Source organism: Klebsiella sp. JB_Kp031, assembly GCF_040064295.1.
In the GTDB taxonomy this organism is placed as follows: domain Bacteria; phylum Pseudomonadota; class Gammaproteobacteria; order Enterobacterales; family Enterobacteriaceae; genus Klebsiella; species Klebsiella quasipneumoniae.
This window is the reverse complement of record NZ_JBEAJW010000041.1, coordinates 153,536-179,838: the sequence shown is the minus strand read 5'-3', so window position 1 is coordinate 179,838 and position 26,303 is coordinate 153,536. Positions and strand designations below refer to the sequence as shown.

Here is a 26,303-nt window from a genome sequence, read left to right as displayed (position 1 = left end):
CGGGTTACCCGGCTCGCGCTGCGCTTAGCCGGGCTACGGGTACTGAGGCTGTGGCCGGCCTCCTGTTAGACCGTCGGGCTTTAGCGGTTTTTATGCCGGGTGGCGGCTACGCCTTACCCGGCCTACCATTCGGCTTTGACCCCGTAGGGCCGGCAAGCGCAGCGCCGCCGGGCAATAGACATCTACGGGTTATTTCCCGCCCGCCAGTTCAAGGAAGCTACCCGTTACATACGACGCTTTGTCGCTCAGCAGCCAGGCAATGGCCTGAGCGACCTCTTCCGGCTGGCCGCCGCGCCGCATCGGTAGCGAACCTTTCACTCGATCCACGCGCCCCGGTTCACCGCCGGAGGCGTGCATTTCGGTATAAATCAGCCCCGGACGGACGCCGTTGACCCGGATCCCCTGCGCCGCCACCTCCAGCGCCAGCCCGGTGGTCAGGGTATCTACCGCCCCTTTCGACGCGGCATAGTCAACGTACTCCCCCGGCGCGCCAAGGCGCGACGCCGCCGACGACACGTTAACTATCGCCCCGCCCTTACCGCCATGCCGATGCGCCATGCGCTTGACCGCCTCGCGGCAGCAGAGGAAATAGCCGGTGACGTTGGTCGCCAGCACGCGGTTAATGCGCTCGGCGCTCAGGCTCTCCACCGTACACTGGGTAAAGAGGATCCCGGCGTTGTTGACCAGCGCCGTCAGCGGCTCGCCCATGCGGTCAATCGCCTCAAACATCGCCATCACCTGCGCTTCATCGCTGATGTCCGCCCGCAGCGCCGTGGCTTTGCCGCCAGACGCCAAAATGGTATTCACCACCTCGGTGGCGGCGTTAATGTTGTGATGGTAATTGACCGCCACGGTATACCCTTCCTGCGCCAGCAGCAGCGCCGTCGCCCGGCCTATTCCGCGGCTCGCGCCGCTTATCAGAGCGATTCCCATACCTTCCCTCCAAAAAATAAAGGCACCGCAGCGCCTTTAAAAGTATAGATAATACGCAAACTTACTGGTATTCGCTCATCGGTACGCAGGAGCAGAACAGGTTGCGGTCGCCGTACACATCGTCCAGACGTTTCACCGTCGGCCAGTACTTGTTGTGCAACCCAGCCGGGAATACCGCCAGCTCGCGGCTGTACGGATGGTTCCACTCGCCCACCAGCTCGCCCTGGGTGTGCGGTGCGTTCACCAGCGGGTTGTCTTCCAGCGGCCATTCACCGGCTTTGACGCGGTCGATTTCAGCGCGGATCGCCAGCATCGCGTCGATAAAGCGGTCCAGCTCCACTTTGCTTTCCGATTCCGTCGGCTCAACCATCAGCGTACCCGCTACCGGGAAGGACATGGTTGGCGCATGGAAGCCAAAGTCGATCAGACGCTTGGCGATATCCAGTTCGCTAATGCCGGTCTCTTCTTTCAGCGGACGAATATCGAGAATACATTCGTGCGCCACGCGACCATCGCGACCGGTGTAGAGCACCGGGTAGGCGTCTTTCAGACGGGTAGCGATGTAGTTGGCGTTAAGGATCGCGTTCTGGCTCGCCTGCTTCAGCCCTTCCGCGCCCATCATGCGAATATACATCCAGCTGATCGGCAGGATGGACGCGCTGCCGAACGGCGCGGCGGAAACCGCGCCCTGACGGGTCAACATCCCTTCAATCTGCACCACGCTGTGACCCGGCACGAACGGCGCCAGGTGCGCTTTCACGCCGATTGGGCCCATACCCGGGCCGCCGCCGCCGTGCGGAATGCAGAACGTTTTATGCAGGTTGAGGTGCGAAACGTCGGCGCCGATATAGCCCGGAGAGGTGATCCCGACCTGGGCGTTCATGTTAGCGCCGTCAAGGTAAACCTGGCCGCCGAACTGGTGCACGATCTCGCACACTTCGCGAATGGTCTCTTCATATACGCCGTGGGTCGACGGATAGGTGACCATGATGCAGGAGAGATTCGCCCCCGCCTGCTCTGCTTTTTCACGCAGGTCAGCGAGATCGATATTGCCGTTTTTGTCGCACGCAACCACCACCACCTGCATACCCGCCATCTGCGCGGAAGCCGGGTTGGTGCCGTGCGCGGAGCTTGGGATCAGGCAGATATCGCGATGGCCTTCGTTGCGGCTCTCGTGATAGTGGCGAATCGCCAGCAGGCCAGCATATTCGCCCTGCGCGCCGGAGTTCGGCTGCATGCAGACGGCGTCATAGCCGGTCAGTTTCACCAGCCAGTCGGAGAGCTGGGCGATCATCTGGTGATACCCTTCCGCCTGCTCGACCGGGCAGAACGGGTGCAGCTCAGCGAATTCCGGCCAGGTGATCGGGATCATCTCCGCCGCGGCGTTCAGCTTCATGGTGCAGGAACCCAGCGGGATCATCGCCTGGTTCAGCGCCAGATCTTTACGCTCCAGGGCGTGCATGTAGCGCATCATCTCGGTCTCGCTGTGGTAGCGGTTGAACACCGGATGGGTGAGGATCGCATCGTCGCGCAGCATCGCCGCCGGGATGGAACGGCTGTCCAGCGCCACATCTTTATCCAGGGTATCGATGTCCAGACCATGATCGTCGCCGACGATGGCGCGGAACAGGTTGAGCACGTCTTCGCGGGTGGTCGCTTCGTCGAGCGTAATGCCCACCGCGCCATGAATATCGCTGCGCAGGTTAATCTGCAGGGCTTCGGCACGCGCCAGCACCGCGGCTTTATCCGCCACTTCCACGCACAGGGTGTCGAAGTAGTGAGCATGGCGCAGCTTCAGCCCTTTCTTCTGCAGGCCGTCGGCCAGAATGTCGGTCAGGCGATGTATGCGGCCTGCGATACGTTTCAGACCCGCCGGGCCGTGGAAAACCGCGTACAAGCTGGCGATGTTGGCCAGCAGCACCTGCGAGGTACAAATGTTGGAGTTCGCTTTCTCGCGGCGGATGTGCTGTTCGCGAGTCTGCATCGCCATGCGCAGCGCGGTGTTACCCGCCGCATCTTTCGATACGCCGATAATCCGGCCCGGCATGGAGCGTTTGAATTCATCTTTCGCCGCGAAGAAGGCCGCGTGCGGGCCGCCGTAGCCCATCGGCACGCCGAAGCGTTGGGCGGAGCCGAAGACGATATCCGCGCCCTGCTTGCCCGGCGCCGTCAGCAGCACCAGCGCCATAAAGTCGGCGGCGACGCTGACTATCACTTTGCGCGCTTTCAGCTCGGCGATTAGTTTGCTGTAATCGTGGATTTCGCCGGTGGTGCCCACCTGCTGCAGCAGCACACCGAAGACATCCTGGTGATCGAGCACTTTGTCGGCGTCATCGACGATCACGTCGAAGCCGAAGGTTTCCGCACGGGTGCGCACCACGTCCAGGGTTTGCGGATGGACATCGGCGGCAACGAAGAAGCGGTTGGCGTTTTTCAGTTTGCTGACGCGTTTGGCCATCGCCATCGCTTCGGCGGCGGCGGTCGCTTCATCGAGCAGCGAAGCGGAAGCGATATCCAGGCCGGTGAGATCGAGAGTGACCTGCTGGAAGTTGAGCAGCGATTCCAGGCGGCCCTGGGAGACTTCCGGCTGGTAAGGGGTATAGGCGGTATACCAGCCCGGATTTTCCAGCATGTTGCGCTGAATAACCGGCGGCAGCTGCACGGCGGTGTAGCCCATGCCGATGTAAGACTTGAAGCGCTTGTTGCGACCGGCGATCGCCTTCAGCTCTGCCAGCGCGGCGAATTCGGTTGTCGCGTCGCCCACCTGCGGTGGGGTCGCCAGCTGGATATCCTGCGGCACAATCTGGCCGATCAGGGCGTTAAGCGAATCCGCGCCGACGGTCTTCAGCATCTCTTGCTGCTGCTGAGCGTCCGGGCCAATGTGACGTTCAATAAAGGCGTCGCGGTTTTCAAGCTGACTTAAAGTCTGAGTCATGAGCGATGGTTCCTGAAACGTGCGGTGAATCGTGATTGTCTGACTGGTTTGCCCGGCAAGCGCTGATGCTTACCGGGCCGGAATAAGCAAAATCATTCGCGCGGCAGGAAGCCAACGCCCCTGCAGCGTGAAGGATGACGCGTATTTATTCGTCTTCTAACAGAGCTTCATACGCGGCGGCATCCAGCAGCGCGGCAACCTGCGCTTCGTCGCTGGCTTTGATCTTGAAGATCCAGCCGTCGGTGTACGGGTCGCTGTTGACCAGTTCCGGCGAGTCGTTCAGCTCTTCGTTAACGGCAACGATTTCACCGCTAATCGGGGCATAAATATCGGAAGCCGCTTTCACGGATTCGGCAACCGCGCAATCGGCGCCCGCTTCGACGGTGGCGCCCACTTCCGGCAGATCAACGAATACCATATCGCCCAGCAGCTCCTGCGCATGCTCGGTGATCCCGACGGTATAGGTGCCGTCCGCTTCTTTACGCAGCCATTCGTGTTCTTTGCTGTATTTCAGTTCTGCTGGTACGTTGCTCATCAATTCATCTCCAAAAAAGGGAAATCACACAATGGCTTTGCCATTGCGTACAAAACCAGGTTTAGTCACTTTTACCGGCATTTCACGGTTACGAATTTGCACCACCGCGGTGTCGCCAATCCCGGCCGGCACGCGAGCCAGCGCGATGCTGTAGCCCAGCGTCGGCGAGAAGGTGCCGCTGGTGATAATGCCTTCTTTTTGGTTACCGTCGCTATCGGTAAAGCGCACCGGCAGGCCGCCGCGCAGGACGCCTTTCTCAGTCATCACCAGGCCAACCAGCTGTTCGGTGCCCTTTTCACGCTGCATCTCCAGCGCTTCGCGACCGATAAAGTTACGATCCGCCGGTTCCCAAGCGATAGTCCAGCCCATATTCGCCGCCAGCGGAGAGACGCCTTCGTCCATCTCCTGGCCATACAGGTTCATTCCGGCCTCCAGGCGCAGGGTATCGCGCGCGCCGAGACCGCATGGCTTAACGCCAGCGTCCAGCAGACCGCGCCAGAAATCCGCCGCCTGCTCGTTCGGCATGGCGATTTCATAGCCCGCTTCGCCGGTATAGCCTGTGGTGGCGATAAACAGCTCGCCGGCCTGCACGCCGAAGAACGGCTTCATACCTTCCACGGCCTGACGCTGCGCGTCGGTAAAAAGCGTCGCCGCCTTCGCTTTCGCCTGCGGACCCTGGACCGCGATCAGCGACAGATCGTCGCGGACGATGATTTCGAGGCCGTAGGGTTCAGCTTGTTCGGAAATCCAGGCGAGGTCTTTTTCGCGGGTGGCGGAGTTAACAACGAGGCGGAAATAATCTTCAGAGAGGAAATAGACAATCAGGTCGTCGATGACGCCGGCGGAGGCGGTCAGCATGCCGGTGTAGAGCGCTTTGCCCGGGGTGGTGAGCTTCGCCACGTCGTTGGCCAGCAAATAGCGCAAGAACTCTCTGGTCCGGCTGCCGTGGAAATCAACGATGGTCATATGCGACACATCGAACATGCCTGCGTCGCCGCGCACCGCATGGTGCTCATCAATCTGGGATCCGTAATGCAGCGGCATCATCCAGCCATGGAAATCCACCATGCGCGCGCCGCACAGCGTGTGTTGTTCATACAACGGAGTCTGTTGAGCCATCTTTTCCTCATCGAATAAAAACGGAACCAGCCACAAGATTGTCGGCGATTTTTCGCCACGAAATCGGGTGTCGGCATCGCTGACGAACGCCGACGCAAACGTTCTCTTTTGCCTGAACTTACCACCGAACCCGGCACTAAACCATAAGCTCATTCAGGGCATCACATTAGCTTATGACTAAAATCCGCCGAAAAGCCTACAGAGTTATTGACTGGAAAAAAGCGATTTATGCCACATAAAATTAACATTAAGGCGGCACTGATTAGGGAATGATGGTGTTTTGTGCGATTTTATCGTCCTAATTTCTTTAACAAAAAAAAGGACGCATTAATAAATCTAATGCGAAAAAAGAGGTGAAATTAGAATATTTCAAATGAGGGGGAAAACCCGGCGCGCAGGCCGGGTGAAAGAAGTGTGACGCGGTTAACGTAACCAGGCAGGCAGATCGTTGAGGCCCATCGCCTGGCGAATCAGCTGCGGTTTCACGCCCGGCAGCGTATCGGCCAGTTTCAGCCCCATGTCGCGGATGAATTTCTTCGCCGGATGGCTACCGGAAAACATGTCGCGGAAGCCCTGCATGCCCGCCAGCATCAGCGCGGCGCTGTGCTTGCGGCTACGCTCGTAGCGGCGCAGATAAAGATGCTGGCCGATATCCTTGCCCTGGGCGTGCAGGCGCTTCAGTTCGTCAATAAGCTCGGCGGCATCCATAAAGCCGAGATTGACGCCCTGCCCGGCCAGCGGGTGGATGGTATGCGCGGCATCGCCGACCAGCGCCAGGCGGTGGGCGGCGAACTGGCGGGCATAGCGGCCGGTCAGCGGGAAGACTTCACGTGCGCTTTCCAGCTGGCAGAGGCCAAGGCCATTATCGAAGGCGATATTCAAGGCCTGATTAAAGGTGGCTTCATCAGCCTCCTGCATCCGCTGCGCCTCCGCCGGCGACAGCGACCAGACGATCGAGCACAGATGCGGATCGCAGAGCGGCAGGAAGGCGAGGATCCCGTCGCCATGGAACGCCTGGCGGGCCACCGCCTGATGCGGCTCAGCGGTACGGATGGTCGCCACCAGCGCATGATGATGGTAATCCCAGAAAGTCAGCGGAATATCGGCTTTATTGCGCAGCCATGAATTGGCACCATCGGCGCCGATCACCAGCCGCGCGGTGAGCATGCTGCCGTCCTGCAGGCTGAGAAAGGCTTCATTCTCGCCCCACGCCACCTGCTGCAGTTGCGCAGGCGCCAGCAGGGTGACGTCGGCGCAGCGCTGCGCCTTCTGCCACAGCGCATAATGCACCACAGCGTTTTCAATAATGTGGCCCAGATGGCTGAAGCCCATGCTCTGGTCATCAAAGCTAATGCGGCCGAAGCTGTCTTTGTCCCACACTTCCATGCCGTGATAGCAGCTGGCGCGCTGGGCGACGATCTCTGACCAGACGCCGATGCGGGTCAGTAGCTTTTCGCTGGCGGCGTTAATTGCCGACACGCGCAGCGCCGGCGGCGCATCGGCGGCCAGCGGCTGCGGCTCCGCTTTCTCCAGCACCGCGACGCGCAGGCCGCTGCCCTGTAAACCGCAGGCTACCGCCAGCCCCACCATTCCACCGCCAACAATGGCAACATCAACACTTTGCACGTTCTACTCCTTAACGGGGAACCCAACCGAGGGTACGCTGCGCCAGCGCATCGCGCGCCGGGGTAAATAATTCCATGGCCATCAGACCGACATTGCGCCCCACCACCAGCGGCGCCCAACGGTTGGCAAACAGATGCACCAGCCCATCGGTCACGCCGATGGTGGTGGCTTTATCCCCTGCCCTGCGCGCCTGATAGCGACACAGCAGCGGATAATGGCCGACATCTTCGCCGCTGAGATGGGCGTCAGCGAGCAACTCCGCCAGGCTCATCACATCGCGCAGGCCGAGATTAAAGCCCTGCCCGGCAATCGGGTGCAGCGTCTGCGCCGCGTTGCCGACCAGCGCCAGGCGGTGCGACACCGCGCGGCTGGCGGTGGTGAGAGCCAGCGGATAGACGCTGCGCTTCCCGGCTTGAGTAATGCGCCCCAGCCGCCAGCCGAACGCCTGCTGCAGCTCCTGACAAAAACGTTCGTCAGACCAGCTCAGCACCTCGTCGCGGCGCGACTGCGGATGACACCACACCAGCGAGCAGCGCCCTTGCGACATCGGCAGCATCGCCAGCGGGCCATGCTCGGTAAAACGTTCGAACGCGCGGCCTTTGTGGGGCAGCGCGGTGCTCACGTTGGCGATAATCGCCAGTTGCTCATAGGGCTGCTGTTGCCAGCTGATGCCGCAGCGGGCGCCCAGCGACGAACGCGAACCGTCCGCCGCCACCAGCAGCTTACCGCTGATCGTTTCGCCCCCCTCAAGGGTAAGGCTGACGTTCTCCTGGCTGCGACTGACCGCTTCCACTTTCGCCGGGCAATGTAGCGTCACGCCCGGCGCCTCGCGCAGCAGGCTAAACAGTCGCTGGCCGACATCGTGGAGTTCAACCACCTGACCCAGTGCCGACAGGCTATAATCCGCCGCCGCCAGATTCACAAAACCAGCATGGCCGCGGTCGCTGACATGTACCCGCTGGATAGGCGTCGCCCGCTCGGCGAGACGTTGCCAGACGCCGATGCGCGCCAGTTGCTGGCAGGTGCCGGCGGCCAGGGCGATCGCCCGGTCGTCGAAGCCGGGATGGCGAGCCGACTGGGGATCCTGCGCCTCAATCAGATGGACCGGCAGCGCGCCGCCGGTCAAACGGGAGATGGCCAGGGCGAGCGTCGCCCCGGTCATCCCGCCGCCGACGATCAGCACGCTCATGACTGGCGCGCCGCCGACGATCAGCACGCTCATGACTGGCGCGCCGCCGCCATCAGCGCCTCGATCTCATCCGCCTTCTTCACCACGCCGGCGGTGAGATTTTCGTTCCCGTCTTCAGTGATCACGATGTCATCTTCAATACGGATGCCGATGCCGCGGTACTGCGCCGGCACGTCGGCGTCGGCGGCGATATACAGCCCCGGTTCGACGGTCAGCACCATCCCCGGCTCCAGGACGCGCGAACGGTCGGTGTCGTAGTGGCCGACATCGTGTACATCCAGCCCCAGCCAGTGGCTCAGACCGTGCATAAAGTACGGGCGGTGGGCGTTGTTGGCGATCAGCTCGTCAACCTCGCCTTTGAGGATCCCGAGCCGCACCAGGCCGGTGATCATGATGCGCACCACTTCCTGATTCACCTGGCAGATTGAGGTGCCCGGGCGGTAGAGTTCCAGCGCGGTCTCCAGCGATTCCAGCACGATATCGTAGATTTCGCGCTGCGGCTGGCTGAATTTGCCGTTCACCGGGAAGGTGCGGGTAATGTCGCCGGCGTAGCCGCGATACTCGCAGCCGGCGTCAATCAACACCAGATCGCCGTCGCGCAGTTCAGATTCATTTTCGGTGTAGTGCAGAATGCAGCCGTTTTCGCCGCCGCCAACGATGGTGTTATAGGAGGGGAAACGCGCGCCGTGGCGATTGAATTCATGAAGAATTTCGCCCTCCAGCTGATACTCGAACATGCCTGGGCGGCATTTTTCCATCGCCCGGGTATGGGCCAGAGCGCTAATTTCACCGGCGCGGCGCATCACGGCCAGCTCTTCCGCCGATTTGAACAGGCGCATCTCATGCACAATGGGCCGCCAGTCGATGACCGAGTTCGGCGCCTGCAGGTTCTGGCGCGAGCCTTTGCGTAGTTTTTCGAGGGCGTTGAACACAATCTCATCGGCATAGGCATATTCGCCCTGGGCGAAATAGATAGCGTCCAGACCGTTGAGCAGCTGATACAGCTGCTGGTTGATTTCGCTGAACGCCAGCGCCCGGTCAACGCCAAGCTTCGCCGGCGCGGCCTCCTGGCCCAGACGGCGACCGAACCAGATCTCAGCGGTCAGATCGCGAACCCGGTTGAACAGCACGCTATGGTTGTGGGTTTCATCGCTTTTAATCAACACCAGCAGCGCTTCCGGTTCGTTGAAGCCGGTGAAGTACCAAAAATCGCTGTTCTGCCGGTAGGGATATTCCGAATCTGCACTGCGCACCGCTTCCGGTGCGGCGAAAATCAGCGCCGCGCTGCCTGGCTGCATCTGCGCCAACAGCGCCTGGCGACGCGAGAGAAATTCCTGCTGAGTCATGACGCCCCCTGAACGAATTTTAGTTAGTGTAATGTCGGTTTGCGGACTTCCGGTGCGGTTGGCTGCTGACGCGCAAAGGTGTCGTGGCACAGCAGTGCGGCAACGCGGACATACTCGATAATCTCCTCCAGAGACATCTCCAGCTCTTCCTGATCTTCGTCTTCATCGTAGCCCAGCTGGGCAATATTACGCAGATCGTCAATCGCTTCCCCGGTTTCGTCTTTCACTTTATCCAGCTTCGGCTGGCTCACGCCAAGGCCAAGAAGGAAGTGGTTGACCCAGCCGGCGAGAGCGTCGGCGCGATCAAAGACGCTCACCGCATCGCCTTCCGGCAGATACAGTTGAAAGAGGAAGCCGTCGTCATCCAGTGAGTCGCTGATGGCGGAATGCATGTTACGCAGCGCCTGGGCCAGCTCATGGCCGAAGGCGAGACCTTCGTTGGTCAGGTCGTGCACCAGCGGCTGCCAGCTGCTGTCCGTGTTGCCGCCGCACAGCAATCCGCTGATCAAACCGTGCATCTCGGCCGGGGTAAGCCCTACCCCTTGTTGGTTCAGTAACTGGTCTACATCGTTGTAACCAGGCATTTCGTTCTGTATAGACATGCGCATTCGTCATCGTTGGGAGGAATATTCATGGTATGCTACCACTTTGGACCCTGGTGAACCAGAATAGGGCTTGTATCTTCGCACCAGGGTAGCTATAGTGTCGCCCCTTCGCAGACCCGGGTCAGGGTGTGAAGGCAGCGCAGTCAATCAGCAGGAAGGTGGCATGTCTGCACAACCCGTAGATCTCCAAATTTTCGGCCGTTCACTGCGAGTGAATTGCCCGCCTGAACAAAGGGATGCCCTGAATCAGGCAGCTGAAGACCTTAATCAGCGGTTGCAAGATTTAAAAGAACGCACTAGAGTCACAAATACTGAGCAGCTGGTCTTCATCGCCGCGTTGAACATCAGCTATGAGTTGACTCAGGAAAAAGCGAAGACCCGCGACTACGCTTCCAGCATGGAGCAGCGCATTCGCATGCTTCAGCAGACCATCGAGCAAGCATTGCTTGAGCAAGGTCGCATAAGCGAAAGACCAGGGTCGAAGTTTGAATAACACTTTGCAGTTAACTGTGTTAGAGTAACTCCAGGAACAAAATTTCTCTGAGATGTTTGCAAGCGGGCCAGTCCCCTGAGCCGATATTTCATACCACAAGAATGTGGCGCTCCACGGTTGGTGAGCATGCTCGGTCCGTCCGAGAAGCCTTAAAACCGTGACGACACATTCACCTTGAACCAAGGGTTCAAGGGTTACAGCCTGCGGCGGCATCTCGGAGATTCCCTTCCTCACTTCGCATTATTTCCCCACACCTGTTTTCGGCTGACGCCGCACTGTATTACACTGCTTTCTATTGTTTCGCCTGCTCGCCATGAGACCTGCATGACCCTACAGCCCGATACCCTGCTTTCCCGCCAGCATATTCGCCAGCAGATCCGCGAGCGTCGACGCGCGCTCAGCCCTGAGCAACAGCGGCAGTTTGCCCTGCAGGCCGCAGAGCGAATGATGGCCTGGCCGCCGGTGGTTCTCGCCCACACCGTGGCGCTGTTTCTCTCCTTTGACGGCGAGCTGGACACCCAACCGCTGATTGACCAGCTCTGGCGGGCCGGCAAGCGGGTGTATCTCCCGGTGCTGCATCCGTTTAGCCCCGGTAACCTGTTGTTTTTACATTACCATCCGCAGAGCGAACTGATAGTGAATCGCCTGAAGATCCGTGAACCGAAGCTCGACGTGCGCGACGTGCTGCCGCTCGCTGATCTCGATGTGCTGGTCACCCCGCTGGTGGCCTTCGATGCCGGCGGACAACGGCTGGGGATGGGTGGCGGTTTTTACGACCGGACGCTGCAAAACTGGCAGCAGTATCGCCTGCAGCCGGTGGGCTACGCGCACGACTGCCAGCAGGTGGACACCCTGCCGAGCGAAGAGTGGGATATCCCGCTGCCGGCGGTGATCACCCCGGGCAAAACCTGGTGTTGGTAGGTACGTGGGGAGAAGAATTTCTGCCTGGAAGGTGTTAACAAAAAAACGGGCAGGCACGCGACCTGCCCGAGAGGCAAAAATGGTTAGAACAGCAGACGGGCGCGGATAGTCCCCGGGATCGCTTTCATCGCCTGCAGCGCCTGCTGGGCAACATCTTCTTCCGCTTCGATATCAATAACCACGTAACCCATCTGCGGCGACGTTTGCAGATACTGGGCGGCAATATTGATGCTCTGCGCGGCGAAGATCTGGTTGATGGCGGTCAGGACGCCCGGCCGGTTCTCATGGATGTGCAGCAGACGGCGTCCACCGTGCAGCGGCAGAGAAACTTCCGGGAAGTTGACCGCCGACAGGGTAGACCCGTTGTCAGAGTACTTCGCCAGCTTGCCGGCCACTTCCAGACCGATGTTCTCCTGCGCTTCCTGAGTGGAGCCACCGATATGCGGCGTCAGGATCACGTTATCAAACTCGCACAGCGGCGAAGTGAAGGGGTCGCTGTTGGTCGCGGGTTCGGTCGGGAAGACGTCGATCGCCGCCCCGGCCAGATGCTTACTCGCCAGCGCATCGCATAGCGCCGGAATATCCACCACGGTACCACGGGAGGCGTTGATCAGCAGCGCGCCCGGCTTCATCAGCGCCAGCTCTTCCGCGCCCATCATATTTTTGGTGGAGGCGTTTTCCGGCACGTGCAGGCTAACCACATCACTCATGTTCAGCAGGTCGGAGAGATGCTGTACCTGAGTGGCGTTGCCCAGCGGCAGTTTGTTTTCAATATCATAGAAGAAGACATGCATCCCCAGCGATTCCGCCAGAATGCCGAGCTGGGTGCCGATGTGGCCGTAACCGATAATCCCCAGTTTCTTGCCGCGCGCTTCAAAGCTCCCCACCGCCAGCTTATTCCATACGCCGCGATGCGCCTTGGCGTTGGCTTCCGGCACGCCGCGCAGCAGCAGCAGCAGCTCACCGATCACCAGCTCGGCCACCGAACGGGTATTGGAGAATGGCGCGTTAAACACCGGAATACCGCGTTTCGCGGCGGCGTCCAGATCGACCTGGTTGGTACCGATGCAGAAGCAGCCGACGGCAACCAGTTTTTCCGCCGCGGCGAAAATCTCTTCAGTCAGGTGGGTACGGGAACGCAGGCCGATGAAATGGGCATCACGGATCGACGCTTTCAGCTGTTCGGAATCCAGCGCGCCTTTATGAAATTCAATGTTGGTGTAACCTGCCGCGCGAAGGCTATCGATTGCCTTTTGATGCACACCTTCAACCAGCAGAAATTTAATCTTGTCTTTTTCCAGTGATACCTTAGCCATTTCCCCGTCCTGTTTTGTCTTAACTGATGTCGTGCTGAACGAAAGTTCGTCTCAGCAACATATCAAAAAAAACTATCGCGGCAATATGAACGTTTGCGTCGCTGTCCTGAAGAAATGTCATTCAGAAGGAAATGGCAGGACAAAACACCAGAAAGATAATGAACGGTAGCGCGTTAATCAGAATGGTTGCACAAATGTGACAGAAGTCACTAAATTGCGCCAGGTGAAAAAATATTTGCGAGGGAGCCGGTTGGCTCCCTGCGGACAGACTATTTTACGATGGTTTTCACACCGTCAGCGGTGCCGATCAGCGCCACGTCGGCGCCGCGGTTGGCGAACAGCCCCACGGTCACGACGCCAGGAATGCCGTTAATCGCGTTTTCCAGCGCGATAGCATCGAGAATTTCCAGGCCGTGCACGTCAAGGATCACGTTGCCGTTATCGGTCACCACGCCCTGACGGTATTCCGGACGGCCGCCCAACTTGACCAGCTGGCGCGCCACGGCGCTGCGCGCCATCGGAATGACCTCAACCGGCAGCGGGAATTTACCCAGAATATCGACCTGCTTGGAGGCATCGGCGATGCAGATAAATTTATCCGCTACCGAGGCGATGATCTTCTCACGGGTCAGCGCCGCGCCGCCGCCTTTGATCATCTGCATGTGACCGTTGATCTCATCCGCGCCGTCAACGTAGATCCCCAGGCGATCGACGCTGTTGAGATCGAAGACGGTGATCCCGAGGCTTTTCAGCTTCTCGGTGGAGGCATCGGAGCTGGAGACCGCCCCTTCGATCTGCCCCTTCATGGTGCCCAGCGCGTCAATAAAATGGGCCGCTGTCGAGCCGGTGCCTACGCCCACAATGGTCCCTGGCTGTACGTATTGCAGCGCCGCCCAACCTACCGCTTTTTTCAGTTCATCCTGCGTCATAATTATGGTCCGAGATGTGAATGCCTGTGGCGCATTATAGAACATCGACAGTGGAAATGTCCCTGCGATGCAGATCACACAACAGAGCAGACCAATTTCGTCTGTATCAAATAAAAATTTATGTCATAGTGCGAGATAACGATTAGTTATGGGGGCACGCCAGAATAATGAAACGACCGGACTACAGGACACTACAAGCGCTGGACGCGGTGATTAGAGAACGAGGATTTGAGCGCGCCGCGCAGAAGCTATGTATTACCCAGTCCGCCGTCTCACAGCGTATTAAGCAACTGGAAAATATGTTCGGCCAGCCGCTGCTGGTACGTACCGTGCCGCCGCGCCCAACCGAGCAAGGGCAAAAATTGCTGGCGCTATTGCGCCAGGTTGAACTGCTCGAAGAGGAGTGGCTGGGCGACGAGCAGACTGGCTCCACGCCGCTGCTGCTGTCGCTGGCGGTGAACGCCGACAGTCTGGCGACCTGGCTGCTGCCGGCGCTGGCTAATGTGCTGTCGGACTCCCCTATTCGTCTCAACCTGCAGGTGGAAGATGAAACCCGCACCCAGGAACGCCTGCGCCGTGGCGAAGTGGTCGGCGCGGTAAGTATCCAGCCGCAGGCGCTGCCAAGCTGCCTGGTGGATCAGCTCGGCGCGCTCGATTACCTGTTTGTCGCCTCAAAAGAGTTTGCGCAACGCTATTTCCCCAACGGCGTAACGCGCTCGGCGCTGCTGAAAGCGCCGGTCGTCGCTTTCGATCATCTGGATGATATGCATCAGGCATTTCTGCAGCAAAACTTCGACCTGCCGCCGGGTAGCGTCCCCTGCCATATCGTCAACTCGTCGGAAGCCTTCGTCCAGCTGGCGCGCCAGGGCACCACCTGCTGCATGATCCCCCATCTGCAGATCGAAAAAGAGCTCAACAGCGGCGAGCTTATCGACCTCACTCCCGGCCTGTTTCAGCGCCGTATGCTTTACTGGCACCGCTTTGCCCCGGAAAGCCGCATGATGCGCCGGGTGACCGATGCGCTCATCGATTACGGCCACAAGGTGCTGCGTCAGGATTAAGCCGCGGGCATAAAAAAAGCCACTTCGCTGAAGTGGCTTTTTTGTTTCTATCGCTTACTGGGCCGGTTTCGGCGCTTCAGCCGGTTTCGCCGGCGTGGCCGGGGCCGCGGCCTGCGCCGGCTGCAGTTCAAACACGACGTCGACCTGGTCGTCAAACTGGATGGTGGCCTGCTCGTAGGTTTCCTGGGCGGAAACCGGCGCAGCGTCAGCGGCCTTCATCATGCGAACCATCGGGCTCGGCTGATAATTAGAGACGTGGTAGCGCACGCTGTACACCGGACCCAGCTTGCTGTGGAAACCTGCGGCCAGCTCCTGCGCCTGATGCACGGCGTCGTCGATCGCCGCTTTACGCGCTTTATCTTTGTAGGCGTCCGGTTGCGCAACGCCCAGCGAGACGGAGCGAATTTCGTTCAGACCGGCTTTCAGGGCGCCGTCCAGCAGACCGTTGAGTTTATCCAGCTGGCGCAAGGTCACTTCGACAGTGCGCACCGCGCGGTAGCCTTTGAGAATGCTTTTCCCGTTCTGATAGTCGTAATCAGGTTGGGTGCGCAGATTCGCCGAGTTGATGTCTTTTTTCGCAATGCCGCTCTTTTCGAGGAAAGAGAGGTATTGCGCAACGCGATCGTCAGCCTGTTTTTTTGCCGATGCGGCATCTTTTGCCGCCACGTTCACTTCGATCGCCAGGGTGGCGATATCCGGAACCGCAGCAACGCTTGCTGTGCCTGAAGTCACAATATGCGGACCGTCCGGCAATTCGCTGGCCTGTGCCGCCATCGTGCTAAATCCGAGTGTTGCCGCCAGGGCTAAGACTTTTAACTTCACTGTCGTTTCTCCATGTTACTTAAATCGCCCTTACGGGACGCATGCCAGCAAGCTTAGCGCGTACAGCGGGAAAGTCCATCGGACAACGCTTAGTTGAGCAACGCCTGGATATGGCCGACGCCCTCTTTTGCCAGCTGAAACGCAATAAACCACATGACGGCGCCGACCACAATGTTGATGATCCGCTGGGCTCTGGCGGTACGCAGCCGCGGCGCCAGCCAGGCGGCCAACAGTGCCAGACCAAAGAACCACAGGAAAGAGGCGCTAATGGTTCCCAGCGCAAACCAGCGCTTCGGCTCCATCGCCAGCTGGCCTCCCAGGCTGCCCAACACCACAAAGGTATCCAGATAAACGTGCGGATTCAGCCAGGTGACCGCCAGCATAGTGATAATGATTTTCCAGCGCCCCTGCTGCATCACCTCGGCGCTGGCGAGCTCAAGATTCTGGCTGAACGCTGTTTTCAATGCGCCAAAGCCGTACCACAGTAAAAAGGCCACGCCGCCCCAGGTCACGAGCGCCAGTAGCCAGGGGGACTGCATCAGCAGCGCGCTGCCGCCAAAAATGCCGGCGCAGATCAGCAGCAAGTCGCTGACGGCGCACAGCAAGGCAATCATCAGGTGATACTGACGACGGATCCCCTGGTTCATCACGAAAGCATTTTGGGGGCCAAGCGGCAAAATCATTGCCGCTCCCAGGGCAAGGCCCTGAAAGTAATAGGTAAACATGAGGATTTTTCCGCTGTGTTCGAGAGTGGCGCTGACTATAACGCGAATAAATTATTAGCGGAAATTGAAAGTATTAATCATTAATAAGCAAAGCTAATGATGAGCCATTAAAAAAGGCCGGCATCGCCGGCCTGAGTCACTGAGTGGCGGTTTACTCGGCTTTTTCCGGCAGACGCACCACATGAACATCCATCTGCGGATAAGGGAAGCTGATGCCGTTGGCGTCAAATTCACGCTTGATGCGCTCGAGGATATCCCAGTAGACGTTTTGCAGATCGCTGCTTTTGCTCCAGACGCGCACCACAAAGTTCACCGACGAGGCGCCGAGTTCGTTCAGGCGAACCGTCATTTCCCGATCGCGCAGAATACGATCGTCAGATTCGATAATCGAGGTCAGGAGCTGCTTCACCTTGTCGATATCGGCATCGTAAGAGACGCCGATAATAAACTCATTGCGGCGCGCCGGTTCACGGGAGAAGTTAATGATGTTGCCGGCGATGATTTTGCCGTTCGGCACCACCACCACTTTACCGTCGGCGGTACGCAGGGTAGTGGAGAAAATCTGTACGTTAAGCACCGTACCCGCTACACCACCAAGGTCGACATACTCGCCGGCGCGGAAAGGGCGGAACATCACCAGCAGTACGCCAGCCGCGAGGTTAGACAGTGATCCCTGCAGCGCCAGACCGACGGCTAAACCCGCGGCGCCCAGCACCGCAATGACCGAGGCGGTCTGCACGCCCACGCGTCCCAGGGCGGCAATCAGCGTAAAGGCGATAACCGCATAGCGCACCAGCGCGGAGAGGAAATCGGCAACGGTGGCGTCAATTTTACGCGCCAGCATCAGGCGGTTGACGGTATTAGAGACGACGCGCGCCACGATCATCCCGACGATCAGGATAGCGATAGCCGCGACGATGTTGACGGCATAGCTCAGCAGCAGCTCCTGGTTGCGTGCCAGCCACGTCCCGGCGTGGTTGATGCTATCGACAACGTTCAAATCTTCCATTTAACATTCCTTATGAATCCCCCAGGGGGAAGTAAATAACTCAGCCTGCGACAGGGCAGTCAGGTTATAGGGTAAACAATAAGTGCACGTTTTGCCAAATGGATCACAGTTTTCTGCTGAGCTATCCTGTTGTTAAGATAATAAAAAAGCCCGCATTGCTGCGGGCTTCGGGGTAAGAAACAGATTTTTCTTACAGAACGTCGATCGCGTTCAGCTCTTTAAATGCCTGCTCCAGACGAGTCACCATGGAAGTCTGTGCAGCACGCAGCCATACGCGCGGGTCGTAGTATTTCTTGTTCGGCTGGTCTTCGCCTTTCGGGTTGCCCAGCTGGCCCTGCAGGTAAGCTTCGTTCGCTTTGTAGTACTGCAGGATACCGTCCCAGGTTGCCCACTGGGTGTCGGTATCGATGTTCATTTTCACTACGCCGTAGCTGACGGAGTCTTTGATTTCCTGAGCGGAAGAACCGGAACCGCCGTGGAAGACGAAGTTCAGGCTGTTGTGCGGCAGGTTGTGTTTCTTGGAAACATATTCCTGAGAATCGCGCAGGATAGTCGGGGTCAGAACGACGTTACCCGGTTTGTACACGCCGTGTACGTTACCGAAGGAAGCGGCGATGGTGAAGCGCGGGCTGATTTTGCTCAGCTCGGTGTACGCGTAATCCACGTCTTCCGGCTGGGTGTACAGGGCGGAAGCGTCCATGTGGCTGTTGTCCACGCCGTCTTCTTCGCCACCGGTGCAACCCAGTTCGATTTCCAGGGTCATGTCCATTTTGGCCATGCGCGCCAGGTATTTAGAGCAGATTTCGATGTTTTCGTGCAGGGACTCTTCAGACAGGTCGATCATGTGAGAAGAGAACAGCGGTTTGCCGGTAGCGGCGAAGTGTTTTTCACCCGCGTCCAGCAGGCCGTCGATCCACGGCAGCAGTTTCTTCGCGCAGTGGTCAGTGTGCAGGATAACCGGCACGCCGTAGTGCTCAGCCATCTGGTGCACGTGGTGCGCGCCAGAGATAGCGCCGAGGATAGCAGCACCCTGAGGAACGTCAGTTTTCACGCCTTTACCTGCGATGAACGCTGCGCCGCCGTTAGAGAACTGAACGATAACCGGAGAGCGTACTTTCGCAGCAGCTTCCAGAACGGCGTTGATGGAGTCAGTCCCTACGCAGTTTACCGCCGGCAGTGCAAAGTTGTTTTCTTTCGCTACCTGGAACACTTTCTGAACGTCGTCGCCAGTGATGACGCCCGGTTTTACGAAATCAAAAATTTTAGACATGTTACTTAGTCCTGTATCTGTATCTTCGACCGTTGAAGAAGGTTCGCGAGCCCTTAAGCGCGCTGAAAAACAGGCGGGTTTCCCCGCCTGAACTGAATTACTGCTTAGCGCGCTCTTCGAGCATCGCTACTGCCGGCAGGACTTTGCCTTCGACGAATTCAAGGAACGCGCCGCCGCCAGTGGAGATGTAGGAAATTTTGTCAGCGATGCCGAAAAGGTCGATCGCTGCCAGGGTGTCACCGCCGCCGGCGATGGAGAAACCTTCGCTGTCCGCGATAGCGTTAGCCACGATTTCAGTCCCTTTACGGAAGTTCGGGAATTCGAATACGCCAACCGGGCCGTTCCACAGAATGGTTTTGGCGTTCTTCAGAATTTCAGCCAGTTTCTGTGCGGAAACGTCGCCAAGGTCCAGAATCTGCTCATCATCTTTGATGTCGTTAACAGATTTCAGAGTCGCCGTTGCGGTTTCGGAGAACTCGGTCGCGACGCGAACGTCAGTCGGAACCGGGATATCGCAGGTGCTCAGCAGGCGCTTGGCTTCATCAACCAGGTCCGCTTCGTACAGGGATTTGCCGACGTTGTGGCCCTGGGCGGCAACGAAGGTGTTAGCGATACCGCCGCCGACGATCAGCTGGTCAGCGATTTTAGACAGGGAATCCAGCACGGTCAGCTTAGTGGATACTTTAGAACCACCGACGATAGCGACCATCGGACGAGCCGGCTCTTTCAGCGCTTTACCCAGCGCATCCAGTTCAGCGGCCAGCAGCGGGCCTGCGCACGCCACGTCAGCAAATTTGCCGATACCGTGGGTGGAAGCCTGCGCGCGGTGCGCGGTACCGAAGGCATCCATCACGAACACGTCGCACAGCGCGGCGTATTTTTTGGACAGCGCTTCGTCGTCTTTTTTCTCGCCTTTGTTAAAGCGAACGTTTTCCAGCACCACCAGCTCGCCGGCAGCCACTTCAACGCCGTCCAGGTAGTCTTTAACCAGACGTACCGGGCTGGACAGTTTGTCTTTCAGGTAATTAACAACCGGCAGCAGAGAGAATTCTTCGTTGTACTCGCCTTCGGTCGGACGACCCAGGTGGGAGGTTACCATCACTTTCGCGCCCTGCTTCAGCGCCAGTTCGATGGTCGGCAGAGATGCACGGATACGCGCGTCGCTGGTTACTTTCCCGTCTTTAACTGGTACGTTCAGATCCGCACGGATAAAAACGCGTTTACCAGCCAGATCCAGATCGGTCATCTTAATTACAGACATGGTGAATCCTCTCGTTGATTCATAAAGTTTTGTCGACGTTTACGCGTCGAACCTGAAACCAATAGCCGCCATCGCTAACGTCGTGTCGAGCATTCGGTTAGCAAAGCCCCATTCGTTATCGCACCAGACCAGCGTTTTGATCAGATGCGCGCCACTGACCCGGGTTTGCGTGCCATCAACAATAGCACTGTGCGGATCGTGGTTAAAATCTGTCGAGACCAACGGTAATTCCGTATAGTCAACTATACCATGAAATGCACCTTGTGCTGCTTTTTGCAGCAACTGGTTGACTTCACATGCTTTTACCGGTTTTTTAACCGTCACGCTCAGGTCAATTGCCGTCACGTTTATCGTCGGCACCCGCACGGCAATCGCTTCAAAACGGTCGTTAAACTGCGGGAAAATACGGGTTATCCCTGCCGCCAGTTTGGTATCCACCGGAATGATCGACTGGCTGGCCGCGCGGGTACGCCGGAGATCCGGATGATAGGCGTCAATCACCTGCTGGTCATGCATCGCCGAGTGAATGGTGGTGACGGTGCCGGACTCGATGCCATAGGCATCATCTAACAGTTTAATGATCGGAATAATGCAGTTGGTGGTACAGGAGGCGTTGGAGACAATACGGTGCTCGGCGCGGAGTTCATCCTGATTGACGCCATACACCACCGTCGCGTCGAGGTCGTTGCCGCCGGGATGGGAGAAGAGCACTTTCTTCGCCCCCGCCTGCAGGTGCGCCTCACCGTGCTCACGGCTTCCGTAAACGCCGGTGCAGTCGAGCACCACGTCTACCGCCAGCTCGCGCCAGGGCAGCGCCGCAATGGTCGGCTCGTGCAGCAGACGGATGGCATCATCGCCAACAAACAGCTGCTCGCGCTCCTGACGAACATCCCAGGCGAAACGGCCATGGCTGGTGTCATATTTCAACAAATGCGCGATGCCCGCAGCATCCGCCAGCTCATTGATTGCCACCACGGTGATTTCCGCACGGCGCCCGGATTCATATAGCGCACGAACCACATTGCGTCCAATACGACCGAAGCCATTAATCGCGATGCGAATGGTCATAGATCTCCTGCAAGGCTGTCCCTGTGATGAGGTGGCTGACAGAGTAATCCAGCTACGCTCTGAGGGAAACCTTACCAGCTGCAAACTGCGACTGATTGATTAATTGTCGAACATTTAAACGACTGAAACGCTTCAGCTAGAATAAGCCAAACGAGGAATAAAAGGAATGTTTGTCCAGCGCAATAAACCAGCTATATGACTCACATCACATTTTTGCTGGAATAATTTACAACCGTATTACATGGTTCAGGAATAGCAGATACAAAAAAGCCGGGTGACGAGGTAAAAGCAAAAACGGTAACCCTTGGGTTACCGTTTTTGGTGCTTGCCCCCTCTCCTGTGGGAGAGGGTTGGGGTGAGGGCATTAGCCCGCACCGTACCAGCGATTACAGCAGCGCTTTCGCTTTAGCGACCACATTGTCGACGGTGAAGCCGAACTCTTCGAACAGCTGCTCAGCCGGCGCAGACTCACCGAAGGTGGTCATGCCAACGATAGCGCCGTTCAGGCCAACATATTTGAACCAGTAGTCAGCGATGCCCGCTTCCACGGCAACGCGCGCGGTCACGGCTTTCGGCAGTACGGATTCACGATAAGCCGCATCCTGCTTGTCGAACGCGTCGGTGGACGGCATGGAGACCACGCGCGCCTTCACGCCTTCGGCGGTCAGTTTGTCCCACGCGGCAACCGCCAGCTCAACTTCCGAACCGGTGGCGATGAAGATCAGCTCCGGCTGGCCGGCGCAATCTTTCAGCACGTAACCGCCGCGGGCCACGTTCGCCAGCTGCTCTGCGGTACGCTCCTGCTGCGCCAGGTTCTGACGGGACAGGATCAGCGCGGTCGGGCCGTCCTGACGCTCAACGCCATATTTCCACGCAATCGCGGATTCAACCTGGTCACACGGACGCCAGGTGGACATGTTCGGGGTCACGCGCAGGGAAGCCACCTGCTCTACCGGCTGGTGAGTCGGGCCATCTTCGCCCAGACCGATGGAGTCATGGGTGTAGACCATCACCTGACGCTGCTTCATCAGCGCCGCCATACGTACCGCGTTACGCGCATATTCCACGAACATCAGGAAGGTGGAGGTGTACGGCAGGAAACCGCCGTGCAGCGCGATACCGTTGGCGATAGCGGTCATACCGAACTCACGCACGCCGTAGTGAATGTAGTTACCGGCAGTATCTTCGTTGATCGGCTTAGAACCAGACCACAGGGTCAGGTTGGACGGCGCCAGGTCAGCGGAGCCGCCAAGGAATTCCGGCAGCAGCGGACCGAACGCTTCGATGGCGTTCTGAGAGGCCTTACGGCTGGCGATTTTCGCCGGGTTGGCCTGCAGCTTCGCGATGAACTCGTTGGCTTTCGCGTCGAAGTCAGACGGCATCTCGCCTTTCATACGACGGGTGAATTCGGCGGCTTCCTGCGGGAAAGCTTTGGCGTAGGCAGCGAACTTCTCATTCCAGGCCGCTTCTTTCGCCTGGCCAGCTTCTTTGGCATCCCACTGCGCATAGATGTCAGACGGGATGTCAAACGGCGCGTGTTTCCAGCCCAGCGCTTCGCGGGTCAGGGCGATTTCGGCGTCGCCCAGCGGCGCGCCGTGGGAGTCGTGGGTACCGGCTTTGTTCGGCGAACCGAAACCGATGATGGTTTTGCACATCAGCAGGGACGGTTTGTCGGTAACCGCGCGTGCTTCTTCTACCGCGCGTTTGATGGCGTCAGCGTCGTGACCGTCAACGCCGCGCACCACGTGCCAGCCGTAGGCTTCAAAGCGTTTGGCGGTATCGTCGGTGAACCAGCCTTCAACGTGGCCGTCGATGGAGATGCCGTTGTCATCATAGAAGGCCACCAGTTTGCCCAGCTTCAGGGTACCGGCCAGGGAGCACACTTCGTGAGAAATGCCTTCCATCATGCAGCCATCGCCCATGAAAGCGTAGGTGTAGTGGTCGACGATGTCGTGCCCCGGACGGTTGAACTGCGCCGCCAGAGTTTTCTCGGCGATAGCCATCCCGACCGCGTTAGCGATACCCTGGCCCAGCGGACCGGTAGTGGTTTCCACGCCCGCGGTGTAGCCGACTTCCGGGTGGCCCGGCGTTTTAGAGTGCAGCTGGCGGAAGTTTTTCAGCTCTTCAATCGGCAGATCGTAGCCAGTGAGGTGCAGCAGGCTGTAAATCAGCATCGAACCATGGCCATTGGACAGTACAAAACGGTCACGGTCAGCCCAGGCCGGATTGTTCGGGTTATGGTTCAGGAAATCACGCCACAGCACTTCGGCAATGTCAGCCATACCCATCGGGGCACCCGGGTGGCCGGATTTGGCTTTCTGTACAGCGTCCATGCTCAGCGCACGAATAGCGTTAGCAAGCTCTTTACGTGAGGACATTTTGACTCCAGTTCGGACTGTTGAAGGCCATGCCCTTAACGACTTGACGAGAGCGCGTTTTGGGCTACGCCGGAAAAAAGTGTGAACAATGTAACCCAAGCGACAAGTCATGTACATGGAGCATCCTTTTGCCCTTTAAGAAATCTCTGGAACAGGTTGTGCTACGCCGGAATCCGCTCGCCCGTATCCTGCGATACTCTTTATAATTTACGCAGAATACGGTTCCCTGCCGTCGCCGTATTGTCGGATAAACAACCATAAGATTGTGGAAGATAAAAAAATGAAAATTCGCTCAACCGTACTTGCTCTTGGGATCGCAGCAACGCTCACCGGATGTCAGAACATGGACTCCAACGGTCTGCTCAGCTCAGGGGCCGAAGCCTTCCAGGCATACTCCCTCAGCGACGCGCAGGTGAAAACCTTAAGCGACCAGGCCTGTAAAGAGATGGACGCCAAAGCGAAAATCGCCCCGGCCAGTAGTGAATACAGCCAGCGGCTGAACAAAATCGCGGCTGCGCTGGGCGATAACATCAATGGTCAGCCCGTGAACTACAAGGTCTATGAGACCAAGGATGTCAACGCCTTCGCCATGGCCAACGGCTGCATCCGCGTCTACAGCGGGCTGATGGATCTGATGAACGATAATGAAGTCGAGGCGGTGATCGGCCACGAAATGGGCCACGTCGCGCTGGGCCACGTGAAGAAAGGGATGCAGGTTGCCCTGGGCACCAACGCTGTGCGCGCGGCGGCGGCCTCCGCGGGCGGCATCGTCGGCAGCCTGTCCCAGTCGCAGCTCGGCGATCTGGGTGAAAAACTGGTGAACTCGCAGTTCTCCCAGCGCCAGGAATCGGAAGCGGACGACTACTCTTACGATCTGCTGCGTAAGCGCGGCATCAATCCATCGGGACTGGCCACCAGCTTCGAAAAACTGGCCAAGCTGGAAGCCGGCCGTCAGAGCTCCATGTTTGACGATCACCCGGCATCGGAAGCCCGCGCGCAGCATATTCGCGATCGCATGAAGGCCGACGGGATTAAATAACCGCCAGCGGGAGGCATGTCTGCCTCCCTTTTTTATCTACCAGTAAAAATATTTAGCCGCATCAATTGATAATTTAAGCGCACAAACCGTTAATTATGATTGCACCTCGTCGCAGCCAATTATTTTATATGCTGTTACTCAGCAATATATTATTTGGCAAATGAAAAACGGCGTACGCAATCCGCCTTTCAGAACCGGGTTCGACCAAATATTAAATAGTCCACCCCTCTTCGCCAAACGCAGCCAGCGCGCGCCACACCGCTTGTTTCCTGCCGATACCATTGCTCACACAATGATTGCTTTCGACATTATTTCAGGAGAATATCGCGATTGCAGTGATTCCCTTGAATATATCGACAGACAGAGAAGTGCCCTCAGTGAAAAAAGAATTACCATTCATCGCACTTGGCATTATTGCCGCCGCACCGGCTTTCGCCAGCCAACAATCGACCAGCCAGGGCTTTATTGACGACAGTCATCTGGATCTCTTTTTACGTAACGCTTATATCAAACGCGATTATCGCGATGGGCTGCCGGATAAAGCCGAATGGGGCCAGGGAATTATCGCCACCTTCGCATCCGGCTTTACCCAGGGGCCGGTCGGCTTCGGCGTGGACGGCATCGCCCAGTACGCCGTGCGTCTCGACGGCGGCCGCGGCCGTAGCGGCGCGGGCGGCATCGACTTTTTCGCCCAGGATGACGACGGCCGGGCAAAATCCGACCTCGCGAAATTCGGCGCCACCGGCAAAATGCGCTTTTCGAATACCGTGCTCAGCTACGGCAGCCAGCGCCCAATGCTGCCCATCGTCTACGCCGACGACTCGCGCCTGCTCTACGAGAGCTATACCGGCACCATGCTGACCTCACGCGAAATCGACGGTCTGGACATTAACGCCGGCTACCTGACCGATCAGCAGCGTAAAAGTGACGACAGCCACAACAGCGGTCTGAAAAGCCTCACCTTCGGCGGGGCAAGCTACCGGTTCAACGACCAGCTCAGCGGCGCGCTGTACGCGTCGCATGTCGAAGATGTGCTGAACAAACAGTATCTTGGCCTCAACTTTAAGCAGCCGTTCGCCGCCAGCCAGCAGCTGATTCTCGATTTCAACGGCTATCACTCACGTCTGGATCAAGAATATGCCGATGCCAATGACACCGGACGCAGTAACAACATCTGGAGTCTGGCCGCCAGCTATATCTGGGATATTCACACCTTTAAAGTCGCTTACCAGCAAAGCAGCGGCAGCACCGGCTACCACTATGGCGGCTATCAGAACCAGGGCGGCGTAGGCGATGGCGGGAACACCATCTGGCTGGCCAACTCCTACTGGTCTGATTTTAACGGGGAAGATGAACGTTCCTGGCAGGCATCGTACGGACTGGATTTTGCCGGGCTGGGGCTACCGGGGCTGACCTGGACCACCGCCTACGTGCGCGGGGATAACATTAAAACGTCAGAGACCAGCAACGGCAAAGAACACGAATGGTTCAATCAGGTTCAATACCAGGTGCAAAACGGGGCGGCGAAAGATTTGAAATTCAGACTCCGGTATTCGGTACTGCGGGTTTCCAGCAACGCCAGCGACTATAACGTCAGCGGCAATGAAGTGCGGTTCTACGTCGAATATCCGTTTAACGTGTTTTAAGCACGTCATGAACCCTCTCCTGCGGGTCGGCCCTCTCCCGGCGCGCAGGAGCAACCGTCCGGCGCCTTGATTAACCC

Annotated in this window: 22 protein-coding genes and 1 other RNA gene; 6 read left to right on the top strand and 17 right to left on the bottom strand. The window is 58.1% G+C overall.

The window, feature by feature from the left end:
* Positions 1–189: 189 nt before the first annotated feature.
* The 8 genes from ABLV64_RS22240 to ABLV64_RS22205 form a co-directional block, all read right to left on the bottom strand.
* Positions 190–933 (bottom strand): SDR family oxidoreductase, encoded by a 744-nt coding sequence (locus ABLV64_RS22240; protein WP_004205307.1) that lies wholly within the window; start codon positions 931–933, stop codon positions 190–192.
* A 61-nt stretch (positions 934–994) separates the two neighbouring features.
* Positions 995–3,868, bottom strand: a complete 2,874-nt coding sequence (gene gcvP, locus ABLV64_RS22235; RefSeq protein ID WP_048295577.1) for an aminomethyl-transferring glycine dehydrogenase — start codon at positions 3,866–3,868, stop codon at positions 995–997.
* A 145-nt stretch (positions 3,869–4,013) separates the two neighbouring features.
* Positions 4,014–4,403: a glycine cleavage system protein GcvH gene (gcvH, locus tag ABLV64_RS22230; RefSeq protein WP_002916479.1), complete on the bottom strand. Its 390-nt coding sequence runs from the start codon at positions 4,401–4,403 to the stop codon at positions 4,014–4,016.
* Positions 4,404–4,427: 24 nt separating this feature from the next.
* Positions 4,428–5,522 (bottom strand): glycine cleavage system aminomethyltransferase GcvT, encoded by a 1,095-nt coding sequence (gcvT, locus tag ABLV64_RS22225; protein ID WP_004205303.1) that lies wholly within the window; start codon positions 5,520–5,522, stop codon positions 4,428–4,430.
* Positions 5,523–5,945: 423 nt separating this feature from the next.
* Positions 5,946–7,148: an FAD-dependent 2-octaprenylphenol hydroxylase gene (ubiI, locus tag ABLV64_RS22220; RefSeq protein ID WP_017899791.1), complete on the bottom strand. Its 1,203-nt coding sequence runs from the start codon at positions 7,146–7,148 to the stop codon at positions 5,946–5,948.
* Between the two features lie 10 nt (positions 7,149–7,158).
* A complete protein-coding gene (ubiH, locus tag ABLV64_RS22215) occupies positions 7,159–8,337 on the bottom strand; it encodes a 2-octaprenyl-6-methoxyphenyl hydroxylase (RefSeq protein ID WP_004205300.1) in 1,179 nt (392 codons plus the stop codon).
* Between the two features lie 29 nt (positions 8,338–8,366).
* A complete protein-coding gene (pepP, locus tag ABLV64_RS22210; protein ID WP_004205299.1) occupies positions 8,367–9,683 on the bottom strand; it encodes a Xaa-Pro aminopeptidase in 1,317 nt (438 codons plus the stop codon).
* Between the two features lie 23 nt (positions 9,684–9,706).
* A complete protein-coding gene (locus ABLV64_RS22205) occupies positions 9,707–10,285 on the bottom strand; it encodes a YecA family protein (RefSeq protein WP_002916486.1) in 579 nt (192 codons plus the stop codon).
* A 166-nt stretch (positions 10,286–10,451) separates the two neighbouring features.
* Here ABLV64_RS22205 and zapA point away from each other — a divergent pair, with 166 nt between their 5' ends.
* The 3 genes from zapA to ABLV64_RS22190 all read left to right on the top strand — a co-directional run bounded on the left by zapA (position 10,452) and on the right by ABLV64_RS22190 (position 11,702).
* Complete coding sequence (zapA, locus tag ABLV64_RS22200; RefSeq protein ID WP_004205298.1) at positions 10,452–10,781, top strand: cell division protein ZapA; 330 nt, start codon at positions 10,452–10,454, stop codon at positions 10,779–10,781.
* Between the two features lie 41 nt (positions 10,782–10,822).
* Positions 10,823–11,006: non-coding RNA, 6S RNA (gene ssrS / locus ABLV64_RS22195), on the top strand.
* 99 nt (positions 11,007–11,105) lie between these two features.
* A complete protein-coding gene (locus tag ABLV64_RS22190; RefSeq protein ID WP_004205297.1) occupies positions 11,106–11,702 on the top strand; it encodes a 5-formyltetrahydrofolate cyclo-ligase in 597 nt (198 codons plus the stop codon).
* A gap of 83 nt (positions 11,703–11,785) precedes the next feature.
* On the opposite strand, the gene serA is transcribed toward ABLV64_RS22190, so the two are convergent.
* Positions 11,786–13,018: a phosphoglycerate dehydrogenase gene (gene serA / locus ABLV64_RS22185; RefSeq protein ID WP_043520934.1), complete on the bottom strand. Its 1,233-nt coding sequence runs from the start codon at positions 13,016–13,018 to the stop codon at positions 11,786–11,788.
* Positions 13,019–13,287: 269 nt separating this feature from the next.
* Complete coding sequence (rpiA, locus tag ABLV64_RS22180; protein WP_002916495.1) at positions 13,288–13,947, bottom strand: ribose-5-phosphate isomerase RpiA; 660 nt, start codon at positions 13,945–13,947, stop codon at positions 13,288–13,290.
* A 167-nt stretch (positions 13,948–14,114) separates the two neighbouring features.
* Here rpiA and argP point away from each other — a divergent pair, with 167 nt between their 5' ends.
* Positions 14,115–15,008: a DNA-binding transcriptional regulator ArgP gene (gene argP, locus ABLV64_RS22175; RefSeq protein WP_002916497.1), complete on the top strand. Its 894-nt coding sequence runs from the start codon at positions 14,115–14,117 to the stop codon at positions 15,006–15,008.
* A gap of 54 nt (positions 15,009–15,062) precedes the next feature.
* On the opposite strand, the gene ABLV64_RS22170 is transcribed toward argP, so the two are convergent.
* The 7 genes from ABLV64_RS22170 to tkt form a co-directional block, all read right to left on the bottom strand.
* Complete coding sequence (locus ABLV64_RS22170) at positions 15,063–15,830, bottom strand: oxidative stress defense protein (protein ID WP_004205295.1); 768 nt, start codon at positions 15,828–15,830, stop codon at positions 15,063–15,065.
* A gap of 89 nt (positions 15,831–15,919) precedes the next feature.
* Positions 15,920–16,555, bottom strand: coding sequence for an arginine exporter ArgO (gene argO, locus ABLV64_RS22165; protein WP_004205294.1), 636 nt, complete (start codon positions 16,553–16,555; stop codon positions 15,920–15,922).
* Between the two features lie 151 nt (positions 16,556–16,706).
* On the bottom strand, positions 16,707–17,564 hold the full coding sequence (locus tag ABLV64_RS22160) for a small-conductance mechanosensitive channel MscS (RefSeq protein ID WP_017899785.1): 858 nt from the start codon (positions 17,562–17,564) through the stop codon (positions 16,707–16,709).
* A gap of 190 nt (positions 17,565–17,754) precedes the next feature.
* A complete protein-coding gene (gene fbaA / locus ABLV64_RS22155; RefSeq protein ID WP_004205292.1) occupies positions 17,755–18,834 on the bottom strand; it encodes a class II fructose-bisphosphate aldolase in 1,080 nt (359 codons plus the stop codon).
* A 97-nt stretch (positions 18,835–18,931) separates the two neighbouring features.
* A complete protein-coding gene (gene pgk, locus ABLV64_RS22150; RefSeq protein WP_017899784.1) occupies positions 18,932–20,095 on the bottom strand; it encodes a phosphoglycerate kinase in 1,164 nt (387 codons plus the stop codon).
* Positions 20,096–20,134: 39 nt separating this feature from the next.
* Positions 20,135–21,163, bottom strand: coding sequence for an erythrose-4-phosphate dehydrogenase (epd, locus tag ABLV64_RS22145; protein ID WP_004205289.1), 1,029 nt, complete (start codon positions 21,161–21,163; stop codon positions 20,135–20,137).
* A 386-nt stretch (positions 21,164–21,549) separates the two neighbouring features.
* A complete protein-coding gene (tkt, locus tag ABLV64_RS22140) occupies positions 21,550–23,541 on the bottom strand; it encodes a transketolase (RefSeq protein ID WP_017899782.1) in 1,992 nt (663 codons plus the stop codon).
* A gap of 280 nt (positions 23,542–23,821) precedes the next feature.
* On the opposite strand from tkt, the gene ABLV64_RS22135 reads away from it, so the two are divergent.
* On the top strand, positions 23,822–24,580 hold the full coding sequence (locus tag ABLV64_RS22135; RefSeq protein WP_017899781.1) for a M48 family metallopeptidase: 759 nt from the start codon (positions 23,822–23,824) through the stop codon (positions 24,578–24,580).
* A 377-nt stretch (positions 24,581–24,957) separates the two neighbouring features.
* The gene (locus tag ABLV64_RS22130) at positions 24,958–26,226 is read left to right on the top strand and encodes an OprD family outer membrane porin (protein WP_004205146.1); all 1,269 of its coding nucleotides are present in this window, start codon (positions 24,958–24,960) and stop codon (positions 26,224–26,226) included.
* Positions 26,227–26,303: the final 77 nt, after the last annotated feature.